This window comes from Specibacter sp. NPDC078692 (assembly GCF_040686835.1).
GTDB lineage: Bacteria > Actinomycetota > Actinomycetes > Actinomycetales > Micrococcaceae > Specibacter.
Genome location: NZ_JBFBLV010000013.1, coordinates 66,197 through 85,430, shown reverse-complemented (window position 1 = coordinate 85,430; position 19,234 = coordinate 66,197). Strand labels below are relative to the sequence as shown.

Below are 19,234 nucleotides of genomic sequence, written 5' to 3'. Positions count from 1 at the left end.
TTTCTACGCCATGTAGAGAACTACGATTTAAGCTTTCGCGCCAATGGGTGCAAACTTGAAGCCATGAGCCACACTTCTGCACAAACTGTCACTAAAACTCCTGCCGAGACTCCGTTCACTTTGTGGACCGTGTTCAAGCGGACCGGATCCTTCACAGGCGGGGAAGCCGCGGTGAGCGAATTCGAGACGCTCGTTGCCTCGCTGGCCGCCGAAAGCATCACCCTTCGCGGAGCCTACGACGTTTCCGCGATGCGCAACGACGCAGACGTCATGGTGTGGTTGGTGGGCGCTGAGGCTGAGGGTCTGCAGCGGGCCATCCGCAGCATCCGCCGCACTGAGCTGTTCGCAGCTACGGAAATCGCCTGGTCCGCGATGGGCGTGCACCGCGAAGCTGAGTTCGCCAAGTCCCACGCTCCGAGCTACATGGGCCCGAACGGCGCCAAGGGCTGGGTTTGCGTTTACCCCTTTGTGCGCTCCTACGACTGGTACATCATTCCGGCCGAGGATCGCTCCCGGATGCTGCGCGAACACGGCATGCTGGGCCGCGAATACCCACAGGTTCAGGCCAACACCGTCTCCGCCTTCGCCTTGGGCGACTGGGAATGGCTGCTGGGTCTGGAAGCTGACAACCTCACAGATTTGGTCGACATGATGCGCAGCCTGCGCTACTCCGATGCCCGCCTGCACGTGCGCGAAGAAGTGCCGTTCTACACCGGCCGCCACATCGACGCAGCCGAGGTTGCCGAGGTTCTCCGATGAACAACCGCAAGGTAGCGCCCGCCGAATACGACGCCATTTTGCTGGCCTCCTTTGGCGGTCCCGAGGGCCAAGATGATGTCATCCCGTTCCTGCGCAACGTCACCCGCGGCCGCGGCATCCCCGACGAGCGCCTCGAAGAGGTCAGCCACCACTACCGTAAGAATGGTGGCATCAGCCCCATCAACGCACAGAACCGTGCGTTGAAGGCGGCTCTGGAAGCCGAACTGGCAGCCCGCAACATTGCGCTGCCCGTCCTCTGGGGTAACCGCAACTGGGATCCCTACATCCCCGCCGTTTTGCAGGATGCGTACGACGCCGGTCATCGCCGACTCTTGATGGTCACCACCAGCGCCTACTCCTCATACTCGAGCTGCCGCCAGTACCGCGAAGACATTGGCATGGCCCTGACCGAGACAGGCTTGGACGGCAAGCTGGCCGTGGACAAGGTACGCCAGTACTTTGACCACCCCGGTTTTGTTGAGCCCTTCATTGAAGGCACTGCCGCATCCTTGAGGAAGGTTCGCGCCCAGTTGGCCGCCGCTGGCACTCCGGAGGCGCCGGTGCACGTCATGTTCGCCACCCACTCAATTCCCACCAGGGATGCCGAAGCCTCGGGTAACTCCGAGCTGGAACTGCGCGAATTCGCCGAGAATTCAGCCTATGTGGCGCAGCACCTTGCCGCGGCCGAAGCCATCATGGCCGCGGTTGATCCGGCCCAGGAATGGTCGCTGGTCTACCAGTCCCGTTCAGGTGCTCCGCATGTGCCGTGGCTGGAGCCGGACATCAACGATGCCCTTGCCGAGAAGGCCGCGGCTGGCACCAAGGGTGTTGTTGTAGTCCCCTTGGGCTTTGTCAGCGACCACATGGAGGTCCGCTGGGACCTCGATACCGAAGCCGCAGAAACGTGCGCCGAACTTGGCCTGGCCTTTGACCGCTCACCCACCCCTGGCACGCACCAGAAGTTTGTCAGTGGCCTCGTGGACTTGATCTGCGAACGCACCATTGAAAACCACATCGAAGAACGCCCGGCCATGACAAAGCTGGGACCGTGGTTCGATGTGTGCAACCCGGGCTGCTGCGCTAACTTCCGCGGCGAGAAGCCTGTCATCTCAGAAGTGGGCAGCACCATAGGGCTGGTATCCGCGCCGGCTGGCTCCTGATCGCCATGGCTGAAACAATGACAAGTGTGAAAATTGGAACCCGCGGAAGCAAGTTGGCCCTGAGCCAGACTCAGCAAATCACCGATCAGCTCAGCGCTGTCGGCGGCTTTGTTGCCGAGATCATCCCTGTTAAGACCGACGGCGACGTCCTCACCGGTCCGCTGTCTCAAATGGGTGGCACGGGCGTCTTCGCCGCTGCCCTGCGTGACACGCTCCTCAACGGTGGGGTCGACGTGGCTGTCCACTCGCTCAAGGATCTGCCCACGGCAGCGGTGCCTGGCCTGACTCTGGGTGCCATTCCTGTGCGTGCCGATGCCAGAGACGCGCTGTGTTCCCGCGACGGACTCAAGCTTGCTGAGCTGCCAGTTGGCTCAACGGTTGGCACGGGGTCCCCGCGCCGAGCGGCTCAGCTTCTGGCGGCCCGTCCGGATCTGCTCATCGTGGATATCCGCGGCAACGTAGATACCCGTCTAGCTCGGGTCCCCGGCTTGCCCGGTAACCCCGACGTAGAACGCGTGGACGGAAAAGTGGCTGATCTGGATGCCGTGGTGCTTGCCGCCGCTGGTCTGGGCCGGATCGGCCGGCTCGATACCGTCACCGAATTCCTTGATTCGTTCATCATGCTGCCGGCCCCCGGGCAAGGCGCACTTGCGCTGGAATGCCGCACGGCCGACGCCGATCTGAACGGGGTTTTGGGGCAGTCGCTCAACGCGGTGGACGATCATGATACTCGTCTTGCCGTCACCGCCGAACGTGCTCTCCTGGCCCGCCTTGAAGCCGGCTGCAGCGCACCGGTCGGTGCTCTCGCTCACCGCAAGGGCTCCATGCTTTACCTGGAAACCGTTGTGGTCTCGCTCGATGGCACCCGCTCACTACGCCTGAAGAAAGCCACCGACGGTCTCACCTCTGTTGGAGCCACCCTCCTCGGCATTGAACTGGCCGAAGAACTGCTCGCCGGCGGCGCAGCCGACCTGGCGGAATTGGCCGGCTCCGCGAAATGACCGAAAGCGGCAACGTCCCGCTGGCCGGCCTGCGCGTGGCCGTGACCCGCAGTGCTGACAGGGCCGGGGCCATGGCTGATGCGCTTGCCGCGGCTGGTGCGCAGCCGGTTTTGGTTCCTGTCATCGATTTTGAGGTGGGCGAGCAAAAGGTTCTCGGGGATTCGCTACAGCGGCTCGCTGCAGGGGAGTACCGCTGGCTGGTCATCAGCTCCATCACCACTGTGCGCGCTCTGAAGCAATGGTGCGAGGCGGCTGGAACATCACTGCAAGCGTTGATTCCGGCGTCGACCTCCGTCGCAACCATCGGCCCCACCTCTGTCGCTGTTTTGGCGGCAGAGGGCATTCATGCGGAGCTGGCACCTGTTGATCTGCAATCGGCCGCGGGCCTGGTAGCACTGTGGTCCGACTTTGATTCGGCCGACGGCGGATCCCCTCGAGTTCTGTTGCCGCAGTCGAACCTAGCCGAGCCCACGCTGGTGGAGGGTCTGACCGCCAAGGGCTGGCACCCCGAGATCGTCACGGCGTATAAAACAGTCGACTATCCAGCCGATCCGGCTCGCCGCCTGACGGCTACGTTGGCGGGCCGCTCCCCGGAGCGGGGATGGATTTACGAAGGTCGCTCAGCGACCGAGGAAATCTTACTGCCCGCGAGGGGAGCCGACCGCCAGGGAGGCGCCGGCAGCTCCCGCGCTTACCCCCTACTCACTCCGGCAGAAGCGGCAGGGGAGATCCGTGCGCGGGCGATTAACGCCGTCGTACTTGCCTCGGGAAGTGCGGCGCGCAGGGTGGCTGCCACCATGGCGCCACTGCCGGAGAACTGCCTGGTCATCGCGATCGGCCAACCCACGCAGGCTGAAGCCCAGCGCTTGGGCATGGTGGTTGTCGCGACCGCCGATCACCCTACGCCGCAGGGCATCGTGGCCGCACTGGCCCGGGCCCACACTAATTTTCTAAACCAGCAAGTTACGGAGTCGTCATGAGTTTCCCCCAGCACCGCCCCCGCCGCCTGCGCACCACCACCGCCATGCGTCGGCTGGTCAGCGAATACTCGGTGGCGCCGGCGGATTTGATTCTGCCGGTGTTCATTCGTGAGGATCTGAGCGAGCCGAAGCCCATCACCTCGATGCCGGGCGTGGTGCAACATACAACGGCGTCGCTGGTGAACGCTGCGCGCGAGGCCGTGCAGCTGGGGCTGGGCGGCATAATGCTGTTCGGCATTCCGGCGCAGCGCGATGCTACCGGGTCTGCCGGCGTGGATCCCTTTGGCGTGCTGAACAAGGCCATTCGGGACGTGCGCGCCGCCGTCGGTGATGACCTCGTGATCATGAGCGATCTTTGCCTGGATGAATTCACCGATCACGGCCACTGTGGAGTGCTGGATTCCGCCGGACAGGTGGACAATGACGCCACCTTAGAGATTTACGCCAAGATGGCTGTTGCTCAGGCCGCCGCGGGCGCCCATGTTGTGGCGCCGTCCGGCATGATGGATGGCCAGGTGGCTGTGATTCGTGAGGCTCTGGATTCTGCTGGATTCACCAACGTGTCCGTGCTGGCCTACGCCGCCAAGTACGCCTCCGCGTTCTACGGCCCGTTCCGCGAAGCCGTTGATTCCCAGCTCGACGGGGACCGCCGCACCTACCAAATGGATCCGGGTAACCGTACCGAAGCCCTCCACGAGGTTGAACTGGACCTGGCCGAGGGCGCCGACATCATCATGGTCAAGCCGGCCATGAGCTACCTCGACATTCTCGCCGACGTGGCAGCGATGAGCCCCGTGCCCGTGGCCGCGTACCAAATCTCCGGTGAGTACGCCATGATCGAGGCAGCCGCAGCAAATGGCTGGATCAACCGCCGTGCCGCCATCGAGGAATCGGTGCTGAGCATCAAACGCGCTGGCGCGTCCATGATCCTCACGTACTGGGCGGCAGAACTGGCCGTCTGGCTGGGCGAAAACTAGCGCTTCCTCTTTACCTCGTCCTTTAGTGTTTAGCCCTTAGCAATCAGCCTTTAGTCAAGGAAATTTCATGACCTCCTCGCAGGAACTTTTTGACCGCGCCAAGACCCTCATGCCCGGTGGGGTGAACTCGCCCGTGCGTGCCTTCGGCTCCGTGGGCGGCACACCGCGCTTCATGGTCAACGCCAAGGGCGCCTACCTCACCGACGCCGACGGCCGTGACTATGTGGACCTTGTGTGCTCTTGGGGCCCGGCCCTGTTGGGCCACTCGCACCCGGATGTGCTGGCAGCCGTCCATGCCGCCGTTGATCACGGACTGAGCTTCGGCGCCTCCACCCCGACCGAAAGCGAACTGGCCGCTTTGGTCCAGGGGCGCGTGTCCGGCGTCGAACGTCTGCGCATGGTCTCCACCGGCACCGAAGCAACCATGACGGCTGTGCGTCTGGCCCGCGGCTTCACCGGCCGGGACCTGATCATCAAGTTTGCCGGTTGCTACCACGGCCACCTGGACTCGCTGCTGGCCGCAGCAGGTTCGGGGCTGGCCACCTTGGCGCTGCCAGGTTCAGCCGGTGTCACGGCCGCGACCGCTGCCGAAACATTGGTGCTGCCGTACAACGATCTGGCGGCCGTCGAGGCTGCGTTTGCCGCGCATGGTGACCGGATTGCTGCCGTCATCACGGAGGCTGCTCCGGCCAACATGGGTGTTGTAACACCGGGGGAGGGCTTCAACGCCGGACTGTCACGCATCACCACCGCTCATGGCGCGCTGTTGATTCTGGATGAGGTTCTCACCGGATTCCGTGTTGGTGCGGCAGGTTATTGGGGCTTGACCGGCGGCGCGGCTGACTCCGCCGAGCGCTGGACACCTGACCTGTTCACCTTCGGCAAGGTCATCGGCGGCGGACTGCCGACGGCCGCACTCGGCGGCCGCGCCGAGGTCATGGACTATCTAGCCCCCCTGGGACCGGTCTACCAGGCCGGCACGCTGTCCGGAAACCCCGTGGCCATGGCCGCCGGCGTTGCCACGCTGACGGCCGCGACATCCTCGGTGTACGCCACGGTGGATGCGCGTTCACTGGAACTGTCCGCGGCGCTGTCCTCCGCCTTGACTGCCGAGGGTGTGGATCACTCGATCCAGCGTGCCGGCAGCCTGTTCTCTGTTGCGTTCGGCACCTCGGCGGCTGGCGTGCACAACTACGATGACGCACAGGGCCAGGAAGTGTTCCGTTACGCCCCGTTCTTCCACTCCATGCTGGACTCGGGTGTGTACCTGCCGCCGAGCGTCTTCGAGGCTTGGTTCTTGTCCGCGGCGCACGATGACGCTGCCATGAACCGCATCTTTACGGCACTGCCGGCCGCGGCGAAGGCTGCAGCAGCCGCCACCGTGGTCTAACGGTTCGGGCCTGCGTAAGGCTACTTTTGCCACCTGGACGGGGCTGGGCGTGGTTGGCGATGCCCACCACGGCGTCACGGTCCAACACCTCTCGCGCGTCAGGGCAGATCCTTCGGCTCCCAATCTGCGCCAGCTGCACCTGATACAGACGGAACTCTTCGAATGGTTGGAACCCAGAGGGTTCAATGTTGCTCCCGGGGAACTAGGGGAGAACATCACCACCGGAGGCGTCGACTTATTGAAACTTCCGCGCGGGACCCTGCTGCACCTTGGCGGGCACGCAGTGGTGGAGCTGACGGGACTGCGTAATCCCTGTTCTCAGATCGAGAATTTCCGCCCCGGATTACTCAAGGAACTCGTGGGCTACGACGACGGCGGCAGTGTGGTTCGCCGGGCCGGTGTCATGGGAGTGGTCATCACCGGCGGCGCCATCCGCCCAGGTGAGCCGATCGTCGTCGAACTTCCTGACGGAGCGCACGAGGCCCTAGAACGCATCTAAACATAACTGCCCCCGGAGTCTAGGAATCCGGGGGCAGTTGTGTTGGGCCCACGCCAACGAGAAACGAGCCGTGGGAGCCGGTGGGGACTACAAGACGTCCGAGAGGAAGCCTTTCAAGCGCTCCGTCTTCGGCTCGGTGAACAGCTGATCCGGGGAACCGGTTTCAACCACCACGCCGCCATCCATGAAGGTGACGGTGTCGGAGACATTGCGTGAGAAGCCCATCTCATGGGTCACCACAACCATGGTCATGCCGCCCTTGGAAAGATCGGTCATGAGCGACAGAACGCCCTTGACCAGCTCGGGGTCCAGTGCAGAAGTGGCCTCGTCGAAGAACATGACCTCGGGCTCCATGGCCAACGCGCGGGCAATCGCCACACGCTGCTGCTGGCCTCCGGAGAGGTTCCCGGGGCGGGCATCGGCCTTGTGCTTCAGGCCCACCAGCTCGAGCTGTTCAAGGGCCTTGACGTGCGCCTGATCCTTGGGCATCTTGCGGATCTTGATGAGCGCCAAAGAAACGTTCTGCACAACGGTCTTGTGCGGGAACAAGTTGAACTGCTGGAACACCATGCCGATACGACGGCGGAGCTCGTCCGGGTTCTCCTTCAGGACGGACTTACCGTCGAGGAGGATATCGCCTTGATCAGGTTCAATCAGTCGGTTCATGACGCGCAACAGCGTTGACTTGCCTGATCCCGAAGGACCGATGACCGAGGCCGTGGTGCCCTGCGGAACGTGCAGGTCAATGCCGCGCAGCACCTTGTTAGCCCCGAAGGCAAGATGGATGTTCGTGGCGGTCAGGGAACCTGAATTAAAGTCGCTCATGGTTAGGCGCCCTTTCCGATTACAGCAGCGGCGTCGTCGGGCTCAATTTTCTGGGCCTTGCCTTCGCGCATGCGCTTGTCAATGAAGTTGACCAGATGCGTCAACGGCACAGTCAGGCACAGGTATAGGACGCCGGCGGCCACTAGGGGGGAGAGGTTTCCGGAGTTCGCCGCTGCATCATTACTGATGCGGAAGATCTCGCGCTGGCTGCCCAGCAAACCCAACATGTAGATCAATGAGGAATCCTTGATCAAGGAAATCAGCTGGTTTACCAGTGCCGGCAGAACCCGGCGGATACCCTGAGGCACCACCACCAGCAGCATCGATGATCCGTAGCTGAAGCCCAGAGCGCGGGAAGCTTCGAGCTGTCCTTTCTCCACACTTTGAATTCCCGAACGGAAGATTTCACCAATGTACGCCGTCGCCATCATGGACAACGCCAAAACAGCCATGGGATACGGGTTGGTGCTTCCAGTCAGCGCACGTACCGTGGGCCCCATACCGATGCCGATGACCAAGATGACCAAGATGGCGGGCAGACCGCGCAGGGCATCTGTGTAGATCCTGGCGATCCACCGGGCAACAGGATTGCGCGAGATGCCCATGATGGCCAGAATCAAGCCAAAGAAGCAGCCCAAAATAGCCGAGGTTACGGCAAGGATCAGGGTGTTGGGTAAGCCGACAGTGAGGAGGTTTGGAATGACCTCCGCCATTGCCTGCCAGTCAAAGAAGGTTTTTAGGAACTGCTCAAATGCATTCATGCGCCAGCCTTAAGGGAGCTTGACAGCCTTGGAACCCGGTGACCAGGTGGTCGGGGTTTCGCGGTCCGGGTACCATTCTTTAGCCAACTTGCCCCAGGTGCCATCGGCCACGACGGCATCCAGGCCAGCGTTGATGGCGTCGGTCAGGGCCTTGTTGCCAGAGTTTACAGCGTAAGCGGTGAAGTTCTGAGTGTTGATGATCGACTCGGCGATGTGAGTGTTGTCGCCTTCTTTGATCTGACCCGAGGCCTGCTGTGAGGGGGCCACCCAAGCGTCAATCTGACCGTTCTTCAGGTTCGCATATGCGGTGTTGTAGTCCGGGAAACGAACCGTGGAGGCTTCCAGCAGCAAGGTGTTGGTGGCGTAGTCGTCCTGAACGGTGCCCTGGATGACTCCGAGGCGGGTGTCCTTGTTCAGGTCTGCGAAGGACTTGATGGGAGAGTCGGTCTTGGTCACGACAGCCATGTAGCCAAAGTCGTAACCGTTGGTGAAGCCAACGTTCTTACGGCGGGCGTCCGTGGTGGAGATCGAGGAGGAACCGACGTCGAACGTCTTGTTTTCAACCTGAGCCAACAGGGCCGAGAAGTCGGTGGACTTGAACTCAACCTTTAGGTCTAACTTCTTTGCAACGGCACGCAGCAGTTCGTTGTCGAAACCGGTGAACTTGCCGTCCTTGTCGATGAAGATGTTCGGCGGGGCGTCAGAAAGGGTTCCGACCGTGATGGTGCCGGGCACGATCAGGCCCAGAGCGTCCTTGTCGATCGAGTCAAGAGCCACTACATCGTCAGTGGTGTACTTATCCAGCGAGACCTGATCACTACCGGCGAGGGCATTTGAGGACTCGGTGGGGGTGCCGGCATCCGTGCCGCCGCCGCATGCTGCGAGGGAGAAGGCCAGAGCAACGGCAACCGGGGCGGCCGTGAGCCACTTCAGGGCAGATTTCTTCATCAAACATTCACTTTCATTGCAGGTGCCCAGCCCGAAGGACTGCTCGGGAGGGATAAGCGTGGCATGGGAGTCGGGCTGGATACTCACAGGAGTTTCTTAGCAGAACTCAACCAACGGAACTAAATTATGTCACCCCGCCCTAAATTATGGCGGATGCGAACTTATGCGAGGCAAAAAGCGCGTTCGAAGAAATAATCGGCGAAAATTAGGGCGTTCACCACGGCAGCGATCACGCTCTAGCTAGCGCAGGCGCACGACTGACGCGCAGGAAACTCGCCAGCCCTCAGATTTTATTTGTGATTTAGCTCATAGCAGGGGTTTTGTGGAGCCTAGAATCAGGGCAGAACGGGCCAATCGCCCTCAATGACGGCGGCCGGGTCCTTGACACGGCGCAAATATGCCTGGAAATCGGCGGCCTGGTCCCGAGCCCACCCAATCTGAGCATTGTGCAGATCCATCACATCAATGCGCAGCGCGCTGTATTTTGCCGCCAGCGCATCTGCCAGCCGCAGGGTGGCTTCGGCGTCGGCAGCCGAGGTATGGGCGTCCTTGAGACTGATTCCGTATTCCTCACAGAGGGCCACCAGGGTCCGGCTGCCCTTGCGGAACCGGTCCACGTTCTTATTGCAGATGAAGGGGTCAATGACCGGGGCCGCGGTAATTTGAGCCAGGCTGTGGCGGCGCGCTTCATGGGCCAGGACGGTGAAGTCGTAACTGGCGTTGAAGGCGATCACGGGAATGTTGTTGGCAAAGAGCGTATCGAGAACAGCCCCTACCTCGGCGGTGACCATATCTGAGGGCCGACCATTTTCGCGGGCATGCTCGGTGCTGATGCCGTGGATGGCGGCGGCCTCCTCAGGAATTTCTATCCCGGGATCCGCCAACCACTCGTGCGTATCCACCACGGTGCCGCCCTCATCCACCACCACGATCGAGGCCGTGACGATCCGGGCCGTGCGGGGATCCTTGCCAGTGGTTTCTAAGTCAAAGGCGGCACGGGGATGCATATTCCAGCTAGTCATGACACTTACGGTACCTGTTGGCACCGACATTTAAGTCCGCCGCGGCCTGTGCATCCGCTCAGCTGTGTTGCAAACTACGCTGGAGGCATGCGTGAGGAGTATGTTGAGGCGGTTCTGGCGGTGGCCGAGCTGATCCCTGAGTCCAAGGTTTTGTCGTATGGGGACATCGCTGCCCTCTTGGAAAGTGGTGGGCCGCGCCAAGTGGGTGCGGTCATGTCCGCCCATGGCAGCGCTGTGGCGTGGTGGCGGGTCATCCGCGCCAGTGGTGCTGCTCCGCTGTGCCACGAGCGCGGGGCGTTGGAGCATTATCGACAAGAGTCGACGGCGTTGCGTGGCGACACCGCGGCCGCGGCCGTGCCGGGCAAGAACCCGCCGTGGCGCGTGGAGATGAAAAGTGCCCGCTGGAATCCGCACGAGGCCGAGTTTGAGCTCATCGACGCCATCTCAGCGGCCCTGCACGCCGCCGCTGGGCTTGACACCGATGCCACTGTGGATCCAGATATCAGAATGTCAGAGCCTCGTGGTGAACTGGGAATATGAGCACGCAAGCAGAGCAATCGCAGCAACAGCTCCCCGCTGACCCTCAGGCTGACGGACAGCCTGCCGCACCACCGGCGCGGACCGCGACAGTGAGCAAGGACTTCCAGCCCTTGCCCCGACTGGTGTTGGTGAAGCCCTCGCAAAGCATCAAGACCGAGTTGCAGCTAAGTACCGACCAACAAACCGTGGTCGATCTGGCGCCCGGCACCGGTCCCGTTCTGCTGTGGGGTGCCCCCGGTACCGGCAAGTCCACCGTGCTGATCGAGGCGGCCGTCAAACGGATGGAGCACGACGGCGTAGATCCAGCTGGTGCCCTCCTGCTGGCACCTTCCCGGTTGGCTGCCGCTAAGCTTCGTGACGGTTTCAGCGCTCGGCTCACTAGGAGTATCAGTACCTCCCCGGCTAGGACCTGGTCCTCCTATGCCTTTGACCTGCTGCGCCGGGCCACCGTGGCAGGCCGGATGCCGCACCTGGACGGCCCGCCACGGCTCATGAGTGGGCCCGAACAGGACCTGATCATTAAGGATCTGCTGGCCGGGCACAAGATGGGACTGGGCACGGACCCGCAGTGGCCCGACGAGCTCAAAGAGGCACTGGAAACCCGCGGCTTCCGTCAGGAAATCCGGCAACTTTTTGACCGTGTCATTGAATACGGACTCCTGCCCGAGGAATTGGCACAGCTAGGTGTCGCCAACCGTCGACCCGACTGGGTGGCCGCAGCATCGCTGTACTCCGAGTACCGGGATGTGGTGGATTGGGGCAAGTCGGGCTCCTTTGACCCGGCCGGCATCATCACAGCAGCCACCACACTCTTGCAACTCGATGCGGAATTCCTGGCCGCAGAGCGTAGCCGGTTGGAACTCATTGTGGTTGACGATATTCAAGAGGCCAACAGGTCCGTCCATGAACTCCTGAAATTGGTGGGCCGGGGCAAGGACCTGCTGGTGGCGGCAGCCCCGGACGTTGTGGTTCAGGGTTTCCGCGGTGCCCGCCCGGACATGGTGGCGTCCCTGGTACAGTCGCTGGGCACCGAAGAATTGCCCTTGCAGCAATTTGTGTTGTCCACCTCGCATCGGATGAGCCCCGCCGTTGCGGGCGCCTGGTCCGGGGTGGCCGAGCGGATTTTCCAGATCCGGGGCGGACAGAAAGCCCGCGAACTTGCGTGGCTGGAACCGGCCACCCAAGGTGGCTTGGAAGCAGCAGCCGGGGACCCGGCGTCGTACGTCAGGGCTCATGTAGTGGCCTCTGAAGTCCATGAATTGCGCCTGGTGGCGGAGCGAATCCTGCACCTGCAACACATTGAAAAGCACAGCCTTGATCAGATCGCCGTGATCGTGCGGACGGGTTCGGCACTGGCTGCCCTGCAACGATATTTGAGCGGGTTGGGGATCGCCGTGAAGGTGCCAGTGGCAGAGAACCCGGTCCGCGACGAGCCCGCGGTTCGCCCCCTCTTAGAGGCCTTCGGGGTGGCGCTTGATCCCGGCAAGCTCGACGCCGAGGCTTGCGTGGCGTTGTTGACCTCGCGTTTGGGGCGGTCAACGGCGCTGCAATTGCGTCGGCTGCGCCAAGCGCTGCGGCAACAGGAGTTGCAGTCTGGTGGTGGTCGGGCCAGCGACGAGCTGCTCGTTGAGGCGTTGCTGCACCCGGAAAAGTTGGCGCCATTGGGCTGGGAAGCAGGCAACGCCACCCGTATTGCCGCCATGTTGGCTGCCGGAAATGACGCGGTGGCCCAGCCCGGCGCTAATGCCGAAACTGTCCTATGGGCGCTATGGGAGGCCTGCGATAGCTCCGGAACGTGGGAAACACAAGCGTTGCGCGGCGGGCCAACCGGTATCCGTGCCGACAGGGATCTGGATGCGGTCATGGCGCTGTTCCAGACGGCTGAACGGTACGTAGACCAACTGCCCGGATCGAGTCCGCAGCAGTTCCTTGATTATTTATTGAGCCAGGAACTGCCCATGGATACCTTGGCGGCGCGTGCTCAGCGCACCGACGCCGTGGAGATCCTCACTCCGGCTAGTGCGGCCGGCCGGGAATGGCAGGTGGTTATTGTCTCGGGGTTGCAGGAAGGCGTGTGGCCCAATACCCGGCTGCGTGGGGAGCTTCTGGGTAGTCAACTATTGGTGGATGTGCTGGAAAATGGGGCCGAGATGGCTCGGCAGATCGAGCCCGCCGCGCGCATTCGAGATATCCGGTATGACGAGTTGCGCAGTTTTTCTGCTGCCGTTTCACGGGCAGGGCAAAAGTTGATTCTGACGGCCGCCGCCGGTCACGATCTGCAGCCCTCACAATTTATTGACCTTGCCGCCCCGTACATTCCAGTCACTGATTCAGGTGGCGAATCGCAGTATCCGGTGCGTCCGGTGGAACAGGTCCCGCGGCCCATGACGTTGCGGTCATTGGTCTCTGAGCTACGGCAGGAATCGGAGATGTATGCCGATCCCGAAGCCGCCAGAATGCTGGCCGTGCTAGCTCACGAAAACGTTCCCGGGGCCCATCCGGAGCAGTGGTGGGGTTTGCTGCCGCTGAGCAGCGACGCGCCCATTGTCCCTGCCGGTGAACCGGTCAACGTCTCCCCGTCCAAGGTGGAAGAAGTACTCAAATCGCCACTGAACTGGTTTATCCGAGCCGCCGGTGGGGAAGCGACCACCGATTTCGCGCGGAGCTTGGGAACCCTCATTCATGCCATCGCCCAGGACGTTCCGAACGGGGCCGGGCACGAGTACTTGGCTGAACTGGACAAGCGCTGGCCCACTCTGGGCCTGCCCGATTCTTGGGAAACCCAGGTGGACTACAAGCGCGCCCAAGAGATGCTGGGGAAGCTGGCCCAGTACGTGGTGGAGGCCCGCCAAGAGGGCCGCACGCTGATCGGTGTGGAAGAGGACTTCAGCGTTGAAATTGGCGAAATCCCTGCCATGTTGGGTGGATCGACGGGCGGTGCAGCCGGTCACCAACCGGATGCAGTGCCCGGGGATACGCCTTCAGAAACACAATCGGGGATTCAAGGCCACGTGGTGCGGTTGCGTGGCCAGGTGGACCGGCTCGAAGCCGACTCCAACGGGAACCTGGTGGTGGTCGATATCAAGACCGGGCGCACCAAACCCACCAAGAACCAAGTTCTGGCCCATCCACAGCTGGGGGCTTATCAAGTGGCCGTGACAGCGGGAGGCTTTACCGAGCTGGCCGAAGCCGCCGGTTTTTCCGGTTCGGTCTCCGGGGGAGCAGCCCTGTTGCCGCTGGGCGACGGCACCAAGAGTGTCAAGACTCAGGATCAGCCTGCCATGGTGCCCGGAAGCGAGAACGATCCCACTGCCAAAGTTATGGAAGCTGCACTCCTGATGGCCCAAGCAGTATTTCCTGCCCGCCACGGTACGGATTGGTCCGAACGTAACGGTTGCCCGCTGCCAACTATTTGCCCGCTGTGCCCGGAAGGGAAACAAATCACCGAATGACACTTTCACAGCCCCTGAGCCCGTATGAATTGGCCGAACTGTTGGGGCAGTTCCCGCCCACACCGGAACAGGCCGCCATCATATGTTCGCCCCTGGAACCGCTGCTCGTCATTGCCGGAGCTGGCTCGGGTAAGACCACCACCATGGCGGACCGCGTGGTGTGGCTGGTGGCCAACGGTCTGGTGCTGCCGGAAGAGATCCTGGGCGTCACCTTCACTCGCAAGGCGGCAGGGGAGTTGGCCACCCGGATCCGCGGACAGCTGGCCAAGCTGGGTACGTTGGCACGCTCCGGTGAGGTGGAGTTGGCGCCCGCCGCAGCGGCCAAGGATGCTCTGGAAGCCAAGGTTTCCACCTACCATTCCTACGCCAGCGGCATTGTTACCGATTACGGACTGCGCTTGGGGATTGAGCGTGATGCCGTGGTTCTTGGCGCCGCCGAGGCATGGCAATTGGCCAGCGAGGTGGTGGAAGCCCACAACGGCGCTCACGAACACTTCACGGCCGCCAAATCGACCTTGATCCAGTCCGTCATGGATCTGGCCGGGGAATGCGCCGAACACCTGCAAGAGCCCGAGCAAGTCCGGGAAACCATTGCGTCCTACTTGGCACGGCTCGATGCCCTGCCCTACATCGCCGAGACCGCCAAGCCGCGCACTGCCGTGGTCAACAAGCAGCTGGATGTCTTGCGGACCCGCGGCTCGGTGGTGGAGCTGGTCCAAAAATATGCCGAGGCCAAGCGGCGCCGCAATGTTTTGGACTACGGCGATTTGGTGGCGTTGGCGGCCAAGATCGCCCAGGAAGTCCCCCACGCCGGCGAGGTGGAGCGCCAGCGGTACAAGGTGGTGTTGCTGGATGAATTCCAAGACACATCGCACGCTCAGCTGCAGCTCTTCGCCGAGCTCTTCGGCTCCGGTCACCCCGTCACAGCCGTGGGCGATCCCCACCAGTCGATCTATGGTTTTCGAGGCGCCTCCGCCGGGCAGCTGTTCCGCTTCCCGGAGATTTTCCTCAAGTCCGACGGCGGGTACGCACCAACTGCCGAACTCACCATCGCGTGGCGGAACTCAGCCCACATTCTAGATACCGCCAACGTCATGTCAGCAGAACTTGCCCAAGCGCAGACACGCAAGGCCCACGCCAAACTGGCGGCCGGGCTAACCGAGGAAGAACGGGCAGCAGCCGGCCCGCGGGTGGTGGTTTCACCCCTGCGCGAGAAGCCCAACGCACCCGACGGGGAAGTGGTGCTGGCCCGCTTTGAGACAGAAATAGCTGAGGCAGAAGCCATCGCCGATGAAATTCTGGACCGAAAGGGGGATTTCACGCACCGCAGCGGCACCCAAGGTGCCATGACAGTGGCAGTGCTGTGCCGTCGTCGTGCGCAGTTTGCTGGGCTGCAGAGCGTCTTTGAGGCCCGCGGCATCCCGTACGAGACCGTAGGACTGAGCGGGTTGCTGAGTACCCCGGAGATTGTGGATTTGGTCGCCACTTTGCGCGTGGTGGCCGATCCCGGACGTTCGGATGCCCTGATGCGGCTGCTGACCGGTGCTCGGTGGCGAATTGGGCCGTTGGACCTCATGGCATTTTCGGACTGGGCCCGGCACCTGGCCCGGCGCCGAAAGTGGGCCGCCGAAAATCGGGTGGACTTCAACGCTGCAGCCTTGCGCGGTGAGCTGGAGCTAGATTCCGGCCATGGCGGCCCGGACGGGGCCGCGCACGAAGCCGGTGAGGGAGCGCCGGAAACTGTGGTGACGGCAGATCTCGTGGACGCCTCATCGCTGATCGAAGCCTTGGACTATCTCAGTGCCGACTACTGGCCGGAGTCAATACGCCCGCTGTCCCAGGTGGCGCGGGCCAGGTTGCTGACGCTGCGTGATGAGTTGCGCATGCTGCGTACTTTTGTGGGTGAGGATCTGAGCAACCTGCTCGGTGTGGTGGAACGCACCATGCTGCTGGACATTGAATTGGCAGCCAAGCCCGGCGCCAGCATTCACCATGCCCGGCGCAACCTCGATGCCTTTGCGGACGCCGCCGCAACCTTTATGCAGGCGGCGCAGCGGGTTGACTTGGATGCTTTCCTCGGGTGGCTGGAAACAGCAGAGTCCGAAGAAGGCGGACTGGAAATGACGCCATTGGAGAGCAACCCCGATGCGGTGGCGCTGCTGACAGTACATGCCTCCAAGGGGCTGGAATGGGATGTGGTGTTTGTTCCTGGGATGAATATGGGGGCGTTTCCGAGCACTCGGGCTGACCGTTGGAGCACCGGGGCAAAATCCCTCCCCTGGCCGCTGCGTGGTGACCGGGACGATCTGCCGGAATGGGATTTGAACGTCCCGGACCTGAAGACCCTGTTGGACAATGAAAAGCTGTTCGCTGCCGATGTCAGCCTGCACGGCGAGGAAGAGGAACGGCGGCTAGCCTATGTTGCCTTCACCCGAGCCCGCGATTTTCTCATGTGTTCCAGCACGGTGTGGGGTAGCGGGAAGAAGCCACTGCAACCTTCCCCCTTCATCTCCGAGCTGCTGATGCTGGCCGAAGGGGCGCAGCAAAGTGCCCGAATTTCGCTGTGGTCCCCGGATCCTGAAGAGGATGCCCAGAACCCCACCAGCGCCGGTGCCGAAAGTGCGCAGTGGCCTTATGACCCGCTCAACGGCCCTGAGATCCAAGGCCGCCCCGGAGCTGTGAAGCGGGTGGGTCGGCGTGGGAACGTTAGCCGGTCAGCTGCTGCCGTGGACAGTGAACAGGAAGCAATTCGCGCCAGCGGGCTCACGCCGGAACAACTTTCGGCACTCGTGGGTGGCAGCGAATTTTTGGCGAGCCACCCGCGCTGGGGGCTCGAGACCAGCGTGCTATTGGCACAGGAACAAGTGGAGTCGGACCAGCTCAGGGTGGAACTGCCACCGCACATTTCCGCCTCCCGGCTAGTGGCTCTGAGCGAAGACCCGGAGAAGGTCACCCGCGCCATGCGCCGACCCGTGCCCACCAAGCCTGGCATGGCGGCTCGGAAGGGAACGGCGTTCCACACCTGGATTGAGGACTTCTTCGGCACCACCGGGCAGTTGGACTTTGATGAGTCTCCCGGAGCTGACTCCTATGTGGATGAGGCCTATGGATTGGCCAGCATGCAAGAAACTTTCAAGAAATCCCAGTGGGCTACCCGAGTTCCTGCCGAGCTAGAGGTGCCCATTGAAACCAGGGTGGCCGACGTAGTGGTTCGTGGGCGTATTGATGCAGTCTTCAGGGATGCGGACGGCAGCTGGGACCTGATCGATTGGAAGACCGGAAAGGTTCCCGGAAAGCAACAGTTGGCGGTCCGTGGGGTGCAGCTGGCCGTGTACCGGCTTGCTTGGTCGCGCCTCAAGGAAGTGCCCTTGGATCAGGTGCGGGCAGCGTTTTACTACGTGGGCCAGGACAAGCTCATCAGGCCCGTGGATCTGGCTGGACAGGACGAGCTAGAGGCCATCGTCACCAACGCCTACTCCGCCTAATGCTAGGGGTGGCCACTAGTGCGCTGGCTACTTTTCGATGGTAATGACCTTCATCGCGGTGGTGTCGACGTCTTCGCCAGATGATGAAGCATCGGGGGCAGAGTCCTGAGTATTGGCGTTTGCGTCGTCGCCGTCAGTGTCACTGTCAGAGTTGGTTGCGTCTGCGTCTGCGTCTGAGTCTGCGTCTGAAGTCGTATCACCGGCGACATCCTGAGGATTGTCGGCGTCGTTCTTGCCGGATTCACCGGATGGCCCAGCGGTGACATCGGTGGCCGGCTGCTCGTTGATCTGGGGGTCAGCGATCGAGATCGATGCTGTATCAGGAGCCGGTTCGGCAGCTACTTTAGTTGGGGATTCGCTGGGCTGCGGCTCGGTGGCCTTGCTCACTGGGCTAGCTGGGCTAACTGCGGTGGGAGCAACAACAACAGTCGGCTCAACGCTGATGGGCTGGCCGCCGTGCTCGGCAATGTCCGCTTCGAGGGTGCGCAGCATGGATTCTGCATCTTCCACCATGCGTGCACTGTCGGCGGCGTACCCCTTGACGAGCCACTGCGCCAACGCAAACTCGGCGCTGAGGGCGGCCCTGCGAAGCAGGTGCGGGTCCGGGGTTTCATGGCGGGCGCCAGCGTAAGCCTGCAGCACTGTGTCAACAAAGTCGGGATCATCCACGGCAACTAGCCATGCGAAATCATCAGCGGGATCGCCCACACGCAGCTCGGTCCAGCCATTGACGGCGGTGACCTGATCGCCGTCGAGCAATATATTGTCCTCGTGCAAATCACCATGGACCACACACGCGTTGAAGCGCCACAGGGCTACATCTTCCATGGCGTGTTCCCAGCGGCGCAGCAGTGCCGGCGGGATCTTGCCCGTGGTGGCCGACTGATCCAGTTCGTTGAGCTTGCGTTGACGGAATTCATTGGCGGTGTAACTGGGGAGATCGTAATTGGTGACGAGTTCCTGAGGAAGATCGTGAATGGCTGCAATGGCGGCACCGATTTCCATGGCCAAGGTAGCGTTTCCCGCTGAGAGCTGCTCCACTGTGTATGCCTTCCCCCGGATGTGGGAGTACACAAAGGTGATGAGTTCGCCCTGCCGTACAGTTCCGGCCACGGTGGGCAGCAAGAAGGGTAGCTCGGCTCGAATCGCAGGGGTGAAGGCGCGCAGGACCTGACGCTCGGTTTCCAGACGAGTACTGGCCTCGGCATGGCGCGGCGAACGTACCCTCCAGCGCCGATTTTCCGAATCCACCAACAACGCGGAGCAAAAATCGGCTGCATGGTCGGGCTCCGGACCAAACGCTGTCACGTTGAGTCCGGGCACGGCGGCGCTGGCAATAGCGGCCAGTTCGATTGCAGTCATTCTTCTCACCCCTCCACCGTAGAACGCGAAGGCTCCAAACCTTGCTTCCTCGGGGCGGCGAGTCGTAAGAAGT

The 19,234-nt window shown here is 62.2% G+C and carries 15 protein-coding genes; 10 read left to right on the top strand and 5 right to left on the bottom strand.

Annotated features, from left to right (window positions below; translation table 11 throughout):
• Window positions 1–63 precede the first annotated feature (63 nt).
• The 7 genes from hemQ (at window position 64) to AB0O97_RS10990 (ending at window position 6,766) form a co-directional block, all read left to right on the top strand.
• Complete coding sequence (hemQ, locus tag AB0O97_RS11020) at window positions 64–759, top strand: hydrogen peroxide-dependent heme synthase (RefSeq protein WP_363844879.1); 696 nt, start codon at window positions 64–66, stop codon at window positions 757–759.
• A complete protein-coding gene (locus AB0O97_RS11015; RefSeq protein ID WP_363844882.1) occupies window positions 756–1,919 on the top strand; it encodes a ferrochelatase in 1,164 nt (387 codons plus the stop codon). Before hemQ ends, AB0O97_RS11015 begins: the two co-directional genes overlap by 4 nt.
• A gap of 17 nt (window positions 1,920–1,936) precedes the next feature.
• On the top strand, window positions 1,937–2,920 hold the full coding sequence (gene hemC, locus AB0O97_RS11010) for a hydroxymethylbilane synthase (RefSeq protein ID WP_363844885.1): 984 nt from the start codon (window positions 1,937–1,939) through the stop codon (window positions 2,918–2,920).
• On the top strand, window positions 2,917–3,900 hold the full coding sequence (locus AB0O97_RS11005; RefSeq protein ID WP_363882430.1) for a uroporphyrinogen-III synthase: 984 nt from the start codon (window positions 2,917–2,919) through the stop codon (window positions 3,898–3,900). The genes hemC and AB0O97_RS11005 overlap by 4 nt, the downstream gene beginning before the upstream one ends.
• Window positions 3,897–4,877 carry a porphobilinogen synthase gene (gene hemB / locus AB0O97_RS11000; RefSeq protein ID WP_363882428.1) on the top strand — a complete coding sequence of 327 codons (981 nt, stop codon included), beginning with the start codon at window positions 3,897–3,899 and terminating at the stop codon, window positions 4,875–4,877. Before AB0O97_RS11005 ends, hemB begins: the two co-directional genes overlap by 4 nt.
• Before the next feature lie 67 nt (window positions 4,878–4,944).
• Window positions 4,945–6,267: a glutamate-1-semialdehyde 2,1-aminomutase gene (gene hemL, locus AB0O97_RS10995; RefSeq protein ID WP_363882426.1), complete on the top strand. Its 1,323-nt coding sequence runs from the start codon at window positions 4,945–4,947 to the stop codon at window positions 6,265–6,267.
• 49 nt (window positions 6,268–6,316) lie between these two features.
• On the top strand, window positions 6,317–6,766 hold the full coding sequence (locus tag AB0O97_RS10990) for an MOSC domain-containing protein (protein ID WP_363844897.1): 450 nt from the start codon (window positions 6,317–6,319) through the stop codon (window positions 6,764–6,766).
• A gap of 87 nt (window positions 6,767–6,853) precedes the next feature.
• On the opposite strand, the gene AB0O97_RS10985 is transcribed toward AB0O97_RS10990, so the two are convergent.
• The 4 genes from AB0O97_RS10985 to AB0O97_RS10970 all read right to left on the bottom strand — a co-directional run bounded on the left by AB0O97_RS10985 (window position 6,854) and on the right by AB0O97_RS10970 (window position 10,322).
• Window positions 6,854–7,591: an amino acid ABC transporter ATP-binding protein gene (locus AB0O97_RS10985; RefSeq protein ID WP_363882424.1), complete on the bottom strand. Its 738-nt coding sequence runs from the start codon at window positions 7,589–7,591 to the stop codon at window positions 6,854–6,856.
• 2 nt (window positions 7,592–7,593) lie between these two features.
• On the bottom strand, window positions 7,594–8,352 hold the full coding sequence (locus AB0O97_RS10980) for an amino acid ABC transporter permease (protein WP_363844903.1): 759 nt from the start codon (window positions 8,350–8,352) through the stop codon (window positions 7,594–7,596).
• A gap of 9 nt (window positions 8,353–8,361) precedes the next feature.
• On the bottom strand, window positions 8,362–9,300 hold the full coding sequence (locus AB0O97_RS10975) for an ABC transporter substrate-binding protein (RefSeq protein ID WP_363882497.1): 939 nt from the start codon (window positions 9,298–9,300) through the stop codon (window positions 8,362–8,364).
• 335 nt (window positions 9,301–9,635) lie between these two features.
• Entirely contained in the window at window positions 9,636–10,322 is a 687-nt protein-coding gene (locus AB0O97_RS10970) for a 3'-5' exonuclease (RefSeq protein WP_363882422.1), read from the bottom strand.
• 87 nt (window positions 10,323–10,409) lie between these two features.
• On the opposite strand from AB0O97_RS10970, the gene AB0O97_RS10965 reads away from it, so the two are divergent.
• Genes AB0O97_RS10965 through AB0O97_RS10955 form a run of 3 tightly spaced genes read left to right on the top strand, consistent with a single transcriptional unit; the run spans window position 10,410 to window position 17,799 of the window.
• Window positions 10,410–10,862 carry an MGMT family protein gene (locus tag AB0O97_RS10965; protein ID WP_363844909.1) on the top strand — a complete coding sequence of 151 codons (453 nt, stop codon included), beginning with the start codon at window positions 10,410–10,412 and terminating at the stop codon, window positions 10,860–10,862.
• A complete protein-coding gene (locus AB0O97_RS10960; RefSeq protein ID WP_363882419.1) occupies window positions 10,859–14,314 on the top strand; it encodes an ATP-dependent DNA helicase in 3,456 nt (1,151 codons plus the stop codon). The genes AB0O97_RS10965 and AB0O97_RS10960 overlap by 4 nt, the downstream gene beginning before the upstream one ends.
• On the top strand, window positions 14,311–17,799 hold the full coding sequence (locus AB0O97_RS10955) for an ATP-dependent DNA helicase (protein WP_363882417.1): 3,489 nt from the start codon (window positions 14,311–14,313) through the stop codon (window positions 17,797–17,799). Before AB0O97_RS10960 ends, AB0O97_RS10955 begins: the two co-directional genes overlap by 4 nt.
• Window positions 17,800–17,826: 27 nt before the next feature.
• Here AB0O97_RS10955 and AB0O97_RS10950 read toward each other — a convergent pair whose 3' ends face one another.
• Window positions 17,827–19,161, bottom strand: a complete 1,335-nt coding sequence (locus tag AB0O97_RS10950) for a phosphotransferase (protein WP_363882415.1) — start codon at window positions 19,159–19,161, stop codon at window positions 17,827–17,829.
• Window positions 19,162–19,234 lie beyond the last annotated feature (73 nt).

Excerpts from the sequence above, each read along its gene's own strand:
- AB0O97_RS10970 (WP_363882422.1), bottom strand. The coding sequence starts at position 10,322 with ATGACTAGCTGGAATATGCATCCCCGTGCCGCCTTTGACTTAGAAACC.
- AB0O97_RS10985 (WP_363882424.1), bottom strand. The coding sequence starts at position 7,591 with ATGAGCGACTTTAATTCAGGTTCCCTGACCGCCACGAACATCCATCTT.
- AB0O97_RS10950 (WP_363882415.1), bottom strand. The coding sequence starts at position 19,161 with ATGACTGCAATCGAACTGGCCGCTATTGCCAGCGCCGCCGTGCCCGGA.
- AB0O97_RS10960 (WP_363882419.1), top strand. The coding sequence starts at position 10,859 with ATGAGCACGCAAGCAGAGCAATCGCAGCAACAGCTCCCCGCTGACCCT.
- AB0O97_RS10975 (WP_363882497.1), bottom strand. The coding sequence starts at position 9,300 with ATGAAGAAATCTGCCCTGAAGTGGCTCACGGCCGCCCCGGTTGCCGTT.
- AB0O97_RS10980 (WP_363844903.1), bottom strand. The coding sequence starts at position 8,352 with ATGAATGCATTTGAGCAGTTCCTAAAAACCTTCTTTGACTGGCAGGCA.
- hemB (WP_363882428.1), top strand. The coding sequence starts at position 3,897 with ATGAGTTTCCCCCAGCACCGCCCCCGCCGCCTGCGCACCACCACCGCC.
- hemQ (WP_363844879.1), top strand. The coding sequence starts at position 64 with ATGAGCCACACTTCTGCACAAACTGTCACTAAAACTCCTGCCGAGACT.
- AB0O97_RS11015 (WP_363844882.1), top strand. The coding sequence starts at position 756 with ATGAACAACCGCAAGGTAGCGCCCGCCGAATACGACGCCATTTTGCTG.
- hemC (WP_363844885.1), top strand. The coding sequence starts at position 1,937 with ATGACAAGTGTGAAAATTGGAACCCGCGGAAGCAAGTTGGCCCTGAGC.
- AB0O97_RS10965 (WP_363844909.1), top strand. The coding sequence starts at position 10,410 with ATGCGTGAGGAGTATGTTGAGGCGGTTCTGGCGGTGGCCGAGCTGATC.
- AB0O97_RS10955 (WP_363882417.1), top strand. The coding sequence starts at position 14,311 with ATGACACTTTCACAGCCCCTGAGCCCGTATGAATTGGCCGAACTGTTG.
- AB0O97_RS11005 (WP_363882430.1), top strand. The coding sequence starts at position 2,917 with ATGACCGAAAGCGGCAACGTCCCGCTGGCCGGCCTGCGCGTGGCCGTG.
- hemL (WP_363882426.1), top strand. The coding sequence starts at position 4,945 with ATGACCTCCTCGCAGGAACTTTTTGACCGCGCCAAGACCCTCATGCCC.